13 protein-coding genes are annotated in these 14,032 nt (G+C 69.1%); 5 read left to right on the forward strand and 8 right to left on the reverse strand.

Going from position 1 to position 14,032, the window contains the following annotated elements:
- Positions 1–33 precede the first annotated feature (33 nt).
- Positions 34–312 (reverse strand): hypothetical protein, encoded by a 279-nt coding sequence (locus J7500_RS12930; protein WP_294062122.1) that lies wholly within the window; start codon positions 310–312, stop codon positions 34–36.
- Positions 313–481: 169 nt separating this feature from the next.
- Between J7500_RS12930 and J7500_RS12935 the strand changes: the two genes are divergently transcribed.
- Positions 482–2,359, forward strand: coding sequence for a M1 family metallopeptidase (locus J7500_RS12935; RefSeq protein ID WP_294062123.1), 1,878 nt, complete (start codon positions 482–484; stop codon positions 2,357–2,359).
- A 102-nt stretch (positions 2,360–2,461) separates the two neighbouring features.
- On the opposite strand, the gene J7500_RS12940 is transcribed toward J7500_RS12935, so the two are convergent.
- Positions 2,462–3,028 carry a DUF3617 domain-containing protein gene (locus J7500_RS12940; protein ID WP_294062124.1) on the reverse strand — a complete coding sequence of 189 codons (567 nt, stop codon included), beginning with the start codon at positions 3,026–3,028 and terminating at the stop codon, positions 2,462–2,464.
- 130 nt (positions 3,029–3,158) lie between these two features.
- On the opposite strand from J7500_RS12940, the gene J7500_RS12945 reads away from it, so the two are divergent.
- Positions 3,159–4,754 (forward strand): serine hydrolase, encoded by a 1,596-nt coding sequence (locus tag J7500_RS12945; protein ID WP_294062126.1) that lies wholly within the window; start codon positions 3,159–3,161, stop codon positions 4,752–4,754.
- Positions 4,755–4,759: 5 nt separating this feature from the next.
- Here the strand turns inward: J7500_RS12945 and J7500_RS12950 are convergent, their stop codons facing one another.
- The 5 genes from J7500_RS12950 to J7500_RS12970 all read right to left on the reverse strand — a co-directional run bounded on the left by J7500_RS12950 (position 4,760) and on the right by J7500_RS12970 (position 8,806).
- Positions 4,760–5,584, reverse strand: a complete 825-nt coding sequence (locus J7500_RS12950; protein ID WP_294062127.1) for a polysaccharide lyase — start codon at positions 5,582–5,584, stop codon at positions 4,760–4,762.
- A gap of 19 nt (positions 5,585–5,603) precedes the next feature.
- Positions 5,604–5,933 (reverse strand): DUF423 domain-containing protein, encoded by a 330-nt coding sequence (locus tag J7500_RS12955; protein ID WP_294062181.1) that lies wholly within the window; start codon positions 5,931–5,933, stop codon positions 5,604–5,606.
- A 7-nt stretch (positions 5,934–5,940) separates the two neighbouring features.
- Positions 5,941–7,758 carry a cation:proton antiporter gene (locus J7500_RS12960; RefSeq protein ID WP_294062128.1) on the reverse strand — a complete coding sequence of 606 codons (1,818 nt, stop codon included), beginning with the start codon at positions 7,756–7,758 and terminating at the stop codon, positions 5,941–5,943.
- Positions 7,758–8,183: an iron-sulfur cluster assembly scaffold protein gene (locus J7500_RS12965; protein ID WP_294062129.1), complete on the reverse strand. Its 426-nt coding sequence runs from the start codon at positions 8,181–8,183 to the stop codon at positions 7,758–7,760. Before J7500_RS12965 ends, J7500_RS12960 begins: the two co-directional genes overlap by 1 nt.
- A gap of 71 nt (positions 8,184–8,254) precedes the next feature.
- Entirely contained in the window at positions 8,255–8,806 is a 552-nt protein-coding gene (locus J7500_RS12970; RefSeq protein ID WP_294062131.1) for a CvpA family protein, read from the reverse strand.
- 125 nt (positions 8,807–8,931) lie between these two features.
- Between J7500_RS12970 and J7500_RS12975 the strand changes: the two genes are divergently transcribed.
- Positions 8,932–9,720, forward strand: a complete 789-nt coding sequence (locus tag J7500_RS12975; protein ID WP_294062133.1) for a DUF2189 domain-containing protein — start codon at positions 8,932–8,934, stop codon at positions 9,718–9,720.
- A gap of 3 nt (positions 9,721–9,723) precedes the next feature.
- On the opposite strand, the gene radA is transcribed toward J7500_RS12975, so the two are convergent.
- Positions 9,724–11,091, reverse strand: coding sequence for a DNA repair protein RadA (gene radA, locus J7500_RS12980; protein ID WP_294062134.1), 1,368 nt, complete (start codon positions 11,089–11,091; stop codon positions 9,724–9,726).
- Positions 11,092–11,210: 119 nt separating this feature from the next.
- On the opposite strand from radA, the gene J7500_RS12985 reads away from it, so the two are divergent.
- The gene (locus J7500_RS12985; protein ID WP_294062136.1) at positions 11,211–12,506 is read left to right on the forward strand and encodes an acetamidase/formamidase family protein; all 1,296 of its coding nucleotides are present in this window, start codon (positions 11,211–11,213) and stop codon (positions 12,504–12,506) included.
- A gap of 129 nt (positions 12,507–12,635) precedes the next feature.
- A complete protein-coding gene (locus J7500_RS12990; protein WP_294062138.1) occupies positions 12,636–13,787 on the forward strand; it encodes a glycosyltransferase family 1 protein in 1,152 nt (383 codons plus the stop codon).
- Positions 13,788–14,032: the final 245 nt, after the last annotated feature.

Here is a 14,032-nt window from a genome sequence, read left to right on the forward strand (position 1 = left end):
TGCCCGCGGACGCTGAAAAGCGGACACCGCCGATCAGCGATTTGTTTTCAACCGTTTCCTGTAAAGCGCGTCCGGTGACTTGGCCGCTTCGATTCGAATACGGCGATGAAGCACTCCCAACATAAGGGGACCACCAACCAAGAGGATCCCGACCAGCGCTTCCATGACATCCGGCACCCAGCCGGCCAGCAAAGCTGCTCCATAAACGAGTGCGAAAAACGCAAACCATGAGAATGCTGCAACGTCGGCAAGAATCAGTGGTTTTCTGGTTTGATATCGCTGGTGTGCGAAACGCCAGAACGCTGCTCTCATGCTTCCTCCGATTCCAATTCCGGCCGATCCTAACGTCGGCTTTCGGGACGCGCTACTTTAGGCGCGAACGTCTGCAACCGGGGCGTTAGCCGCCATTCGCGCCGGTGTGCTACATCCCACCCCAAACCACTCAGTTGCCGTTCAGCCGCGATCCGCATAGCAGTCCGCCATGCGCATCCTTCTTCCCGCTTTTGCAGCCCTGATGGCCACCACCGCCCTTCCCGCCCTCGCCCAGCAGGCGCCCGCCCCGATCCTCACCACGCCCGAGGCGAAGGACGTGTGGACGCACGCCCAGCCGCAGGCGGCGCGCGTCACCCATGTCGATCTCAACCTCGACGTCGATTTCCAGAGCCAGACGCTCGCCGGCACCGCCGCGCTCGACGTGCTCGCCGCCAAGGGCACCAAGGAAATCGTCCTCGACGTCGACGACCTGGTCGTCGAATCGGTCACCTGCCCCAAGGGCAAACCGCTCGCCTTCACCGTCGGCCCGCGCGACGCAGAGACTGGCTCGGCGCTCACCGTCCAGCTCGACGGCAACAGCCGCATCCTGGTGCGCTACCGCACCAGGCCCGGCGCCTCGGCGCTCCAGTGGCTCGCCCCCGAGCTCACTGCCGGAAAGGCGAAGCCCTATCTCTTCAGCCAGGGCCAGCCGATCAACAACCGCAGCTGGATCCCCACGCAGGACAGCCCCGGCATCCGCCAGACCTGGTCGGCGACGCTGACCGTGCCCCAAGGCTTCGTCGCGGTGATGAGCGGCGAGCGGCTCGACGGCGAGAAGGGCCGCGCGGCCGCGAACGGCAAGCGCAGCTTCCGCTTCCGCATGGACAAGCCCGTCCCGCCGTACCTCATCGCCTTCGCGGTCGGCGACCTCGCCTTCAAGGCCACCGGCCCGCGCACCGGCGTGTGGACCGAGCCCGCCATGCTCGACGCCGCGGCCAGCGAAGTGGCCGATGTCGAGAAGATGATCGACGCCGCCCAGGCGCTCTACGGCCCCTATCGCTGGGGCCGGTACGACATGCTCGTCCTGCCGCCGAGCTTCCCGTACGGCGGCATGGAAAACCCCACGCTCACTTTCCTCACCCCCACGATCATCACCGGCGATCGTTCGAACACCGACGTCGTCGCGCACGAGCTCGCGCACAGCTGGTCGGGCAACCTCGTCACCAACGCCACCTGGTCGGATTCCTGGCTCAACGAGGGTTTCACCACCTATTTCGAGAACCGCATCATGGAGGCGCTCTACGGCAAGGAGCGCGCCGCCATGTACGCCGATCTCGACTGGGACGGGCTGCAGCAGGACATCGTCGATGCCGGCGGGCCGCAGTCGCCGACCACGCGGCTCCACGGCGATCCCGGCGCGACCTTCGGCCAGCTCGATTATTTCAAGGGCTCGACCTTCCTGCGCACGATCGAACAGACGGTCGGCCGCGAGCGCTGGGATGCGTACCTCCGCTCCTATTTCGATCGCCACGCCTTCCAGCCGCAGACCAGCGCGGGCTTTCTCGCCGATCTGCGCAAGAACCTGATCAAGGGCGATGCGGCGCTAGAGGCGAAGCTCCAGCTCGATCGCTGGGTCTACCAGCCCGGCCTCCCCGAAAATGCCGTCCATATCCAGTCGGCGACGCTCGCCGACGTCGACGCCAAGCTCGCCGCAGTGAAGGCGGGCGGGCCGGTCTCGGCGGTCCAGCCGCAGGGCTGGGCGACGCAGCAGTGGCTGCGCTTCCTCAACGGCCTGCCGCGCCAGCAGACGCCGGCGCGCCTCAAGGAGCTCGACGAGACGCTGGGCCTGTCGACTTCGACCAACGCCTATGTCCGCTCGGCCTGGGCCGAGCTGGCGATCGCCAACCGCTACGATCCGGCGGTTCCCTCGATCCGCGCCTTCGCCAAGAGCGTCGGCCGCGGCCTGCTCATCTATCCGATCTACCAGGGGCTGATGAAGCAGGGCGACTGGGGCAAGCCGATCGCCGCCAGCATCTTCGCCGAAGCCCGCGCGACCTACCACCCGACCGTGGCGGCGCAGGTCGAGAAGACGGTGTCGGGGAAATAGCGATATCCGTCATCCCCGCGCAGGCGGTGACCCAGGAATCACAAGCGGCGTGCTGCGTGGCTCTGGGTCCCGCCTTCGCGGGGATGACGATCCCAAAGAACCTCAGCCCTCGTCGCTGCCGTCCTCGTCGCCCTTGCACGCGCCGACGTGCTTCGCGTCCATCTTGAGCGTCATCGTATAGGCCGACATAGGCACGCCCGGCTTGCCGGCGCTCTTGCTGGTCATCGCCATCGAGAAGCTGTCGGACGAGAAGCTGCCCTTGATCGTCGACTTGTGCTCGATGCCTTCTTCGCTCTTGCAGGTCATCTCGCCATCGATCACGCCGTTGCGCATCGTGAAGCGGTCATAGCGGCAATCGCCCTGGTCGCCGGCGAAGAAGCTCGCGGCAGGCTTTTTCGCCTCTTCCTCGGTCAGGCAGCTGACGAACTTCTTCTCCTCCTTCGCCATCTCCTCCTTCATCTTGGCCGATTGCTCCGGCGTCAGGCCTTCGATGGTCATCTCGGTGATCCCGCCGGTGCCTTCCCAGCGCCCGGCGTTGAGGAACTGCGCGCCGCCTGCGGCCGCGACCTGTTCCGAGACTTCGTTGACCGATGCATTGGTCACGTCGACCGACGGACCCGAATTGCACGCGGCAAGCGCCATCGGCGCAAGAACAACCAAATGTTTCATGGATTCCCCCTCATTACAGGCACTGCGCCCGTATTGGTGCCATCATACACTCCGACCCGGCGAATTCAATTTCTACTGGCCCCTCGGGCATTTCCGATTAGGCTCTACCGTATCACCAGGGGGAATGCGCATGGGCGGACTGCAACTCAATCGGCGCGAGGCACTGGCCTGGTCGCTCGCGGGCATTGGCGCGGCGGCGCTGCCGGGCCTCGCGCTTGCGCAGGACGCCGCCCCGGCCGATGCCGCCATCGACGATATCGTCGCGCGCTTCATGGCCGCGTTCGAGACGCCGGGCATCGCCGTCGCGGTGATCCGTCCGGGCAGGCCCGCCTATCTCAAGGGCTATGGCGTGCGCACGCTCGGCAAGCCGGCGCCGGTGGGCATCCACACCCGTTTCGGCATCGCCTCCAATTCCAAGTCCTTCACGGCCGCCGCGCTCGCGATGCTGGTCGAGGAAGGCAAGGTCGCGTGGGACAAGCCGGTAAAGGATTACCTCCCCGAATTCCGCATGCACGATCCGCGCGTCACCGAGATGCTCACGGTGCGCGACCTGCTCGTCCACAACAGCGGCCTCGCGCTAGGTGCGGGCGATCTGATGCAGTTCCCCGCCAGCGATCGCCCGCCCAGCGATGCGCTCAAGGCCCTGCCTTTCCTCGCCGCCGAGCGCGGCTTCCGCAGCGGCTATGCCTATGACAACATCCTCTATGTCGTCGCCGGCATCCTTATCGAAAGGCTCTCGGGCAAGCCGTGGCACGCATTCGTTTCGGAGCGGCTGCTACGGCCGATCGGCATGGCCGACGCGGTGCCGGCGGCGCGCTTCCTCAACACCGACGACGTCGCAGGTCGCCATGCCCGCCTTGGCCCGCCGGTCCGCGGCATGGGGCCGATCGAAGTCATCGAGCCGCGCGAGGGGATCATGACCGACGCCGCCGGCGGCATCAACGCGAGCGTCAGCGACGTCGCCAAATGGCTCCAGCTTCAGCTCGCCGGCGGCAAGCTCCCCGATGGCCGCGCGCTGTGGAGCCCGGCGCAGCAGGCGGAGATGTGGAAGCCGCAGACGATCGTCGCCTGGGGCGACGGCCCGAGCGACAGCTGGCCCGCGCGCGGCGTCACCCAGACCTATGCGCTCGGCTGGTTCATCCAGGATTATCGCGGCGAGCGGCTGGTCCACCATTCGGGCGGGCTTTCGGGGCAGGTCACCCAGACCGCCATGCTCCCCGCACACCAGGCTGCGGTGGTAGTGCTCTCCAACAGCGAGGATTCGATCTCCAGCGGCATCCGCAACGCATTGCTCGACCAGATCGTCGGCGCCCCGGCCTTCGACTGGGTCGCCGCGGTCCGGGCGCGCGTGAAGGCCGAGCAGGACGCCGCGCTCGCCGAGCTCGGCAGCGGAGGCGTCGACAAGGCGCCGGCGGGCGGCCCCAGCCTGCCGCTTTCAGCCTATGCCGGCCGCTTCCGTGACCCCTGGTACGGCGACATCGTCGTCAGCCCGCGCGGAAAGGGACTCCACATCGATTTCCTTCCCTCGCCGGGGTTCAAGAGCATGCTTGAGCCCTGGGGGCCCGACACCTTCCGCACGCGCTTCCCCAAGGGCGTAGGCGAAGACGCGACAGTCACCTTTGCTGTCGCGGACGGCAAGGTCACCGGCGTCACGATGAAGCCGCTCTCCCCGCTGGCCGATTTCAGCTACGACTTCCAGCACCTCGCCTTCGCGCCGGTGCGCTAAGGAGCCTATTCTCCCGGCCGCGCCCGGATATGCTCGCCGCGATACACGGCGACATTGTCGAACCAGGCGAAGACGTCCTTGTACGCGCCCTTCGCGTCGCGCGGCGCCCAGCTCGGGTCGTGCCCGCCGTGGAAGGTGCTGAACATGAATTGGCGCACAAGGCCAGCGGGGCCGGCGGAGGCGCGCAGCCGCAGCCCCTCCTGCGACGAGACCAGCGCACCGTCGACATAGAGCCGCGCGAGGCCGTTGGCCCGCTCGACCGGATCGTTAAGCCGCACGTGCAGCGAAACGGCATGGTAGCGCCCGAGGCTGAACGCGAACGGCCGCGCGGGCTTGCCGTCGTCGCCCCATTCGCCGGCGCGATCCTGGTGATAGGTATAGGTGACCGGCCGCCCCTCTTCGCGCCACATCACGCGGACGCTCCAGCCCTCGGGCGTGCTCGCTTGGCCGCCGGTCACCGATTGCGCCGGTCCCAGCCCGTGCATCTTGCCGCCCAGGACGAACTGGAAGTCGGGCGCGAACTTCACGTCATAGTTGAGCGTGTAGTCGGTACCGGATTCGCCTAGCGGAATCTCGGCTGCGATCACGTCACTGCCCCGGCTGCTGCCGACATAGCGCGTCCGCAGCGCGCTTCCGCCCCCGACGCCCTGGCCGTGCTCGATAGTCAGCCGCGCGTCGCGCAACAGCCGCTTCGCCACGGCGCCCCCGCCGGCTTCGAAGTCCTCCGCCAGCACTGGCCCGGGACCTGGTCCCTGCGCCACTGCCCCGCCAGCCGAGACCATCAAGCCGCCCAGAACCAGCGCTGCGGCGGAGCGCTTCCCTCTCAGCATCCGCTTTTCCCCTGCGCCGTCATCCCTTGAGCGCGTGCCAGGCGAGCCAGAGCCAGCCCACAATCAGCGCCGCGCCGCCGATCGGGGTGACGGCACCCAGCCAGCGCGGCGCGCCGAGCGCCATCGCATAGAGCGTCCCCGCAAAGATCGCCGCACCGGCGACGAACAGCCACGCGGGCACGTTCGCCGCCATCCGCACCGCGACCAGCGCGGCGACTGCGTGGATCAGCTGATAGTGCCCGCCGGTCCGCAGCCATTCGGCCGCCTCGCCGGTCGCGCCGTGCGCGCCGAACGCCCCCGCCGCCACCGCGATCGCGCCCGAAAGCGCCGCGAGCGCCGTCACCAGCATCATGCCCTCACTCCGCCTTCTCGTCCTTCTCGCCTCTGTTCGCTTCGGCTTCCGCTTCGGCGTCTGCCTCGGCCGCCGCGGCCTGGGTTGCGTGGGTGAACATCCGGTCGCGCGCGGCGCGGATGTCCCCCGTCTCCTTCTGGATGTTGAGCCGCTCATAGTCGCGGCGGCGGTATTCGGCTTCGGTCCGGTCGATCTGCGGGCCGTCGACGCCCACTGCCTCCATCGCCCGGCGCGCCATCACGATCGCGCTCTCGAGCAGCTCGCGCACTACGCCTCCGATCGGCGCGCCCTTCATCTTCATCACGCTGCGCCGGTCATAGGCGCGCACGAAGATCGTCGCCTTGGGGAAAGCGTGGTGGATCGCCTCGAGCTGCTCGGTGTCCAGTCCGTCGCCGTCCTGGCAGAAGAGCAGCAGCTCGGCGTGTTCGGCACCCGCCTGGCGCAGCAGGTCCAGTCGCGTGCCGTCGCCGTAATAGACCTTCATCCCGAAATCGCCGGCGGTCTGGATCATCTCCACATCGGTGTCGATCAGCGTCACCGGAATGCCTTGGCCGATCAGCATCTGCGCCACCGTCTGGCCGAAGCGGCCATAGCCGACCACGATCGCGTTCGATCCGTCAGCGTGCGGTCCCTCCAGCCCGTCGGCGCTCGGCTCGGGATCGGCGCGCAGCTTGGCGGTGAGCATCATCAGGAACGGCGTGGTCGCCATCGACACCGTCACGATCGCGCCGAAGATGCTCGCCGCCTGGTTCTCGATCAGCATCGCCTCGCGCGCCTGGGCGAAGAGCACGAAGCCGAATTCGCCGCCCTGGCTCAGCAGCAGCCCGAGCGCGAACGCCTGGCGACGCTTGAGGCCAAACAGCATCGCCAGCAGCATGATCAACGCGGTCTTGGTCGCGATCAGCGCCAGCGCCATGCCGGCGACGAACAGGGGCTGGTCGGCGATCGCGCGCAGGTCGAGCGACATGCCCACCGCAAGGAAGAACAGGCCGAGCAGGATCGCGCGGAACGGCTCGACGTCCGCCTCCAGCTCGTGGCGGAAGGGCGAATCCGCCAGCATCACGCCCGCGATGAAGGCGCCGAGCGCGGCCGAGAGCCCCAGCCATTCCATGATCGCCGCGGTCGCGATCACCGTGAACAGCCCGGCGAAGACGAACATCTCGCGCTCGCCCAGGTCGCCGATCAGCCGGAAGAAGGGCCGCAGCAGATATCGACCCGCGATCACCAGCCCGACGATCGCTCCGACCGTGCACAGCGCCAGCTGCCACCCCGGCGGGCCCTGGTGCGCCGGGTTGCGCGACAGCGCCGCGACGATCGTGATCAGCGGCACGATCGACAGGTCCTGGAACAGCAGGATCGAGAAGGCGCGCTCGCCGAAATCGGTGCGCAGCCGCCCCGCCGACTGCAGCATCGGCAGGACCTGCGCCGTCGAGGACAGCGCCAATGGCAGCCCCAGCGCGAGCGCGGCGCCCAGCGAGAAGTGCGTGGCGGCCCAGACGATCGCCGCGAGCGCCAGCCCGCAGACGGTCACCTGCATCAGCCCCAGCCCGAAGATGTCGCGCCGCATCCGCCACAGCCGGCTCGGGCTCAGCTCGAGCCCGACCAGGAACAGCAGCAGCGCGATGCCCAGCTCGGCGATGCCCATCTTGTCCTCGGCATCGCCGACCAGCCGCAGCACCTGCGGCCCGACCATCGCGCCGGCGACGAGGAAGCCCAGCGTGGCGCCCAGCCCCAGCCGGCGGAACAGCAGCACGAAGACGAGCGCGAAGCCGAGCAGCGGCACGCCTTCGCGGAGCAGCGACATGCCGCTATCGGCCTCCATCAGCCCCGCGCCCCGGCTGCGGCCTCGGCGGCGGCCTCGAAGGCGAGCCGGATCGACGGATGGCGGCCGCGATGCTCGAGCGCCGGCGCGAACAGGTCCAGCCCCGGCCAGTCGGGCACCTCGGCGCGCTCGCCGGCGAGCCAGGCAGTGAGCTGGTCGCGCGCCTCGGCGAGCTCCTCGGGGGTGCGCCCGATCGCGTGCATCGCCATCAGCGACGACGATGCCTGGCCCAGCGCACAGGCGCGCACCAGCATGCCGAGCGCCGAGACGCGCCCCTCGCCATCGACTTCGACGTCCACCGTCACGCGGCTCCCGCACACCGGCGAGCGCTTCTCGACGCTCGCCATCGGCGCCGCGAGCCGCTCGTGAAAGGGGATCGACGCGGCGAGCCGCAGGATTTCGGTGTTGTAGAGCGGCGCGTTCATTGCGCCCCCGACTTAGGATAGCCCTGCGCGAAGCGCGAGAGGCTAAAGCGCACCCGGCCCCAAGCCGCGCTTCACTCGGCCTCGACTGCGTTGTCGTGCGCGCCCTCGCCGAACACCGGCTCGCCCCGCCGTCGCCGCTCGACGAATTCGGCGATCGTGCTGCTCGTCGCGTCGAGCATCGGATAGCTGCGCGACTTGCGCATCCATTCGGGCCGCTTGGCGGGGCCGCCGTACACCGTGTCGAGCACCAGCACGACCAGCAGGAAGGCGATGCTCACCAGGATCAGCCCCTTGAGCGCGCCGAAGCCGAAGCCCAGCGCGCGGTCGATCGGCCCGAGCACGCTCTTGCGCGTTCGCCCGCCGATGCTGTTGGCGATCAGCCGCCCGGCAAAATAGCTGCCGCCCGAGAGGATCGCGAAGGCGAGCACCGCCGCCCCCTGCTCGGTCCCGACGATGCCGGCGAGCAGCTCGGAGACCGGCGCATGGAACAGCCGGATCGCGAGCACCACCAGCAGCCAGGCGACCAGCGCCAGCACTTCGGTCACGAAGCCGCGCAGGAAGCCGAGCAGCGCCGCCCCGCCGATCGCGAGCAGCACGATGATGTCGAGTCCCGTCAGGCCCATGAAACGCCCCTCCCTCGTCCGCGCCTATGCCGCAATGCGCGCCCCGGCGGAAGCGCCCGCGCCGTTGCCGCTTGCGCCGCAAAGGCGTATGAAAACCGGGCGGGGGGCTCCGCAGGGAGAGCGTCATGCACGTCGCTCATACGCAAGGCCTCGATCACGCCGCGCACGCGGCGGAAGTTCGCACCATCGCCGTCGCCGATCTCGGCCAGGCGCTCCGCCAGGGCTGGGCCGATTTCCTCGAGCATCGCGGCGACCTGATCTTCGTCGGCTTCATCTATCCGCTCGTCGGGCTGATCGCCGCGACGATCGCGCTCCAGGGCTCGCTGATCCCTTTGTTCTTCCCGCTCGCCGCGGGCATCGGGCTGCTCGGCCCCGCGGTGTCGGTCGGCTTCTACGAGCTCGCCCGCCGGCGCGAGGCGGGGGAGGACCCGGGCTGGTCGCATTTCTTCGACGTCGTCCGCCGCCCCGCCTTCGATTCGATCGCCGCGGTCGACGGGCTGCTGCTCGCGATCTTCCTCGCCTGGCTGGCGGTCGCGGCGCTGCTCTATGTCGCGCTGATCGGCCCCGCGCCGGAGACGGTCGCGACCTTCCTCGACCGGCTGTTCACCACGCCGCAGGGCTGGGCGCTGATCCTGCTCGGCAACCTCGCCGGCGCGGGCTTTGCCACCCTCGTCCTTGCGCTGAGCGTCGTGTCGCTGCCGATGCTCGTCGACCAGGACGTCGATGCGCGCACGGCGATCAACACCTCGCTGCACGCCGTCGCCGCCAACAAGGGTCCGATGCTGCGCTGGGGCCTCACCGTCGCCGCGCTGCTCGTGCTGGGCTCGATCCCCTTCTTCGTGGGGCTGGCGGTGGTGCTGCCGGTGCTGGGCTATGCCACCTGGCACCTCTACACCCGGCTGGTCGTGCGCTGAGGTTCACCGCCCCAGCAGGTGATCGACGAACGCCCCCAATGCCTTGAACCCGGCGAGCTGCAACCCGCCTGCCTCTGCCTGCGCCGCCGGTGCCAGCGCGCGTCCGAAGCCGAGCTTGGCCGCCTCGCGGCAGCGGAGCGCGCCATGCGCCACCGGCCGCACTTCGCCCGAAAGCGCGATCTCGCCGAACGCCACCGCATCGGACGGCAGCGGCCGCTCGGCCAGAGCCGATACCAGCGCCGCCGCCACCGCCAGGTCCGCCGCCGGGTCCTGGACGCGGTAGCCGCCCGAGATGTTGAGATAGACTTCGCATGCCGAGAAGCTGAGCCCGCAGCGCGCCTCGAGCACCGCCAGGATCATCGCCATCCGCCCCGAATCCCAGCCGACCACCGCGCGCCGCGGCGTCGCCCCGCTCGCCAGCCGCACCGTCAGCGCCTGGACCTCGACCAGCACCGGCCGCGTCCCCTCCAGCGCCGGGAAGACCACCGTCCCCGCCACATTCTCGTCGCGGTGCGTGAGGAACAGCGACGAAGGGTTGCCGACTTCGCTCAGCCCCTCCGCCTCCATCGCGAACACGCCGATCTCGTCGGTGCCGCCGAAGCGGTTCTTGACCGCGCGCAGGATGCGATACTGATGGCTGCGCTCGCCTTCGAACGCCAGCACCGTGTCGACCATATGCTCGAGCACGCGCGGGCCCGCGATGCTGCCGTCCTTGGTGACGTGCCCCACCAGCACCAGCGCCGTGCCGCGCTCCTTGGCGAAGCGGATCAGCTCCTGCGCGCTCGCGCGCACCTGGCTCACCGTCCCCGGCGCGCCTTCGATCAGGTCTGAATGCATCGTCTGGATCGAATCGATGATCAGCAGCGCCGGCGGCGTGCCCTCCCCCAGCGTGGTCAGGATATCGCGCACCGAAGTCGCCGCGGCGAGCTGCACCGGCGCATTGCCCAGCCCCAGCCGCCGCGCGCGCAGCCGCACCTGGTCGGCCGCTTCCTCGCCCGAGACATAGGCGACGCTCAGCCCGCGGAGCGCGATCCGCGCCGCCGCCTGCAGCAGCAGGGTCGACTTGCCGATCCCCGGATCGCCCCCGATCAGCGTGGCGCTGGCTTCGACGAACCCGCCCCCCAGCGCGCGGTCGAGCTCGGCGATCCCGCTCGCCATCCGCTCGGGCAGCGGCACGTCGGTATCGAGCCCGGTGAGCTGGATCGACCGCCCGCCCGACTGGAGGTTGTGCCGCGCCTGGAACGGCGTCACGACGCCGCCGGCATCCTCGACCAAAGTGTTCCAGTCGCCACAATCGGCACATTGCCCCCCCCATTGCGAGGATACCGACCCGCAGACCTGGCAGACATAACGCTTCTTCGGCTTCGCCATGCCGCCACGCTAGCGCAGGAACAGGACGGGAACAACCGCAATTCGACGGACGCCCCGATCGCACGCTTGCGCCGCCGCGACTATCGATTACAGATGTAGTCGACAAAGGGAGCGCCGAGATGACCCGACTGTTCTGCACCTTGCTGGCCGTCGTGCTCACGCCCGTCGCGGCGCACGCGCAGACCGGCCAATGGGTCGTCGCCACCGATCGCTGGGGCAACAAGGAATATTCGACGCTGAACCTCATCGCCAAGGGCAAGACCCTCACCGGCGATTGGGACGGCGATCCGCTCACGGGCACGATCGGCGGCAAGCGTTTCCAGCTCACGGTGAAAGACGGGCGCGGGATTGCCTATCGGTTCGAAGGCGAGATGCGCCGCGGGGGCCTCAGCGGCACCGCCGACTTCCCCGACGGCAACAATCCCTCGGCGCGGGTCCGACATCCCTTCACCGCCAGGCGCGTCCCCGACCGGCTGCCGGGCGGTCCGCGCGTCCATGATTTCCAGCCCAGCGACTATTCGAACAGCTTCTCGGCGGATCGGCTTCCCGTCCTGACGATCTGGCCGGGCGACACGGTGCGTACCTCCACGGTGGATTCGGGCGGGGCCGACGCGCAGGGCGTGACGCGCGCGCTGTTCGGCAATCCTCAGACGGGGCCGTTCTTCATCGCCGGCGCGGCGCCGGGCGACACGGTGATCGTGCACATCAAGCGGCTGCGGCTCGACCGCGACTGGGCCGACAGCCTCGACGCGATCGTCGGCCGCGCGCTTGGTTCGTCGCTCGTCCCCGAGGCGAAGGGACTGGGCAAGCCGGTCCGCTGGCGGATCGACCGCGCAGCCGGCACGGCGACGCCCGAGGGTGCCGCGGGGGCGCTGAAGGACTTCCGCGTGCCGGTCCGTCCCATGCTCGGCGGGCTTGCGCTGGCCACCGGCTTCGGATCGCCGCCGCTCTCGACCGGCGATACCGGACGTTCCGGCGGCAATATGGATTTCCCCGAGGTGGTCGAAGGCAACAAGGTATGGCTGCCGGTGCAGCAGCCGGGCGGGCTGCTCTATCTGGGCGACGCGCATGCCCGCCAGGGCGACGGCGAGACCTCGCAATATGCGCTGGAGACTTCGATGCAGGTCGAGTTCACCGTCGAGCTCGTCAAGCGCAAGGCGGTGCCGATGCCGCGCGTGGAATCGCCGACCGAGCTGATGGTGCTCGGCCAGGCCGGCTCGCTCGACGAGGCGCTCAAGCAGGCGAGCACCGGGCTGATCCAGTGGCTGCGCCAGGATTACGGCCTGACCCTCTCGGAGGCGGCGCAGGTGATGGGAAGTGCGGTGCGCTTCACCGTCCCCAATCTCGCCGGGCGGAGCGTCGGCGTGGCGGCGCGGATCGACAAGGCGCTGCTGCCGGCTCGCGCGGCGCCTTAGGTTGAGACCTCGTCTATTGCTGGCTTTCCGTCATCACCTCCTTCGCGTGGATGACGGAAAACAAGATGAGTCCTCGACCGGGGAGCCCCAAACTTGCCCCTTCCCCACCGCGCCGCTATCGCCCCGGCGATGCAAGCGTCCGACCTCCGCGTGGCCATGTTCAGCGGCAACTACAATTACGTCCTCGACGGCGCCAATCAGGCGCTCAACATGCTCGCGGGGCATCTGCTGCGTCAGGGCGTCAAGCTCAGGGTCTATTCGCCGACCACCGATACGCCCGCCTTTCCGCCCACCGGCGATCTGGTCAGCGTGCCCGCGCTGCCGATGCCGGGCGGGCGCGGCGAGTATAAGTTCGCGTGGCGGCTGCCGCAGTCGATCAAGGACGATCTCAGGGCCTTCGCCCCGAACATCGTCCATGTCTCGGCGCCCGAGGTGCTCGGCCACCGTGCGGTCAGCTGGGCGCGCGACAACGGCATCGCCACGCTCGCCTCGCTCCACACGCGCTTCGAGACCTATCCGCGCTATTACGGCATCGGCTTCCTCGAGCCGACGCTGATCCGCGCGCTCACGCGCTTCTACAACCGCGTCGACCAGGTCGTGACTCCCGGCGAGTCCACTGCCGAGATCCTGCGCTCCTGGGGCGTCGAGACTCCGATCCGCATCTGGGCGCGCGGCGTCGACCATGCCCGCTTCAACCCCGCGCGCCGCAGCCTCGAATGGCGCCGCGCGCTCGGCATCGCCGACGACCAGTTCGCCGTCGGCTTCCTCGGCCGGCTGGTGCTCGAGAAGGGCCTCGACATCTTCGCCGACGTCTGCACCGCGCTCCGGACACGCGGCGTGCCGCACAAGGTGCTGGTGATCGGCGACGGTCCGGCGCGGGGCTGGTTCGCCGAGCGCGTGCCCGATGCTGCCTTCGCCGGCTTCCAGAAGGGCGACGATCTCGGCCGCGCGGTCGCTTCGATGGACGTGCTGTTCAATCCCTCGGTCACCGAGACCTTCGGCAACGTCACGCTCGAGGCGATGGCCGCCGGCGTCCCCGTCGTCGCCGCGCGCGCCACCGGCGCGGTCGACCTAATCGAGGAGGGCATCAACGGCTTCCTCGTCCCCCCGCGCGACGTGAACGCCTATGCCGATGCGATCGCCCGGCTGATCGCCGACCCCGCGCTCCACAAGGCACAGGCGGCCGCCGGCCACGCCAAGGCGAGAGCCTATGAATGGGACGCGATCAACCAGGTGGTGCTCGACGCCTATCTCGACGTGCTCGCCCGCCGCGGCGACTGAGCGGGACAAAGCCCCTCCCCTTCAGGGCAGGGGTCAGGGCGGGGCCGGCTCGGTCCTTCGACCCGCCCTTTGATTGCAGCGCCCAAAAGACTAGGCCGTAGACTCATAAAGCAGTCCGGCGGCAAGCGCCCCGATGTCGGTCGTTCCCCTCGGAGATCGCGGTTCCCGATTGCGGACGATCGTTCAGCGAGGCAGCCTGATGCGGCGACGATCACTCCTGCCATCCGGAGTTAGCTACCGCTCCC

This window comes from Sphingomonas sp., from assembly GCF_017744835.1.
GTDB lineage: Bacteria > Pseudomonadota > Alphaproteobacteria > Sphingomonadales > Sphingomonadaceae > Sphingomonas.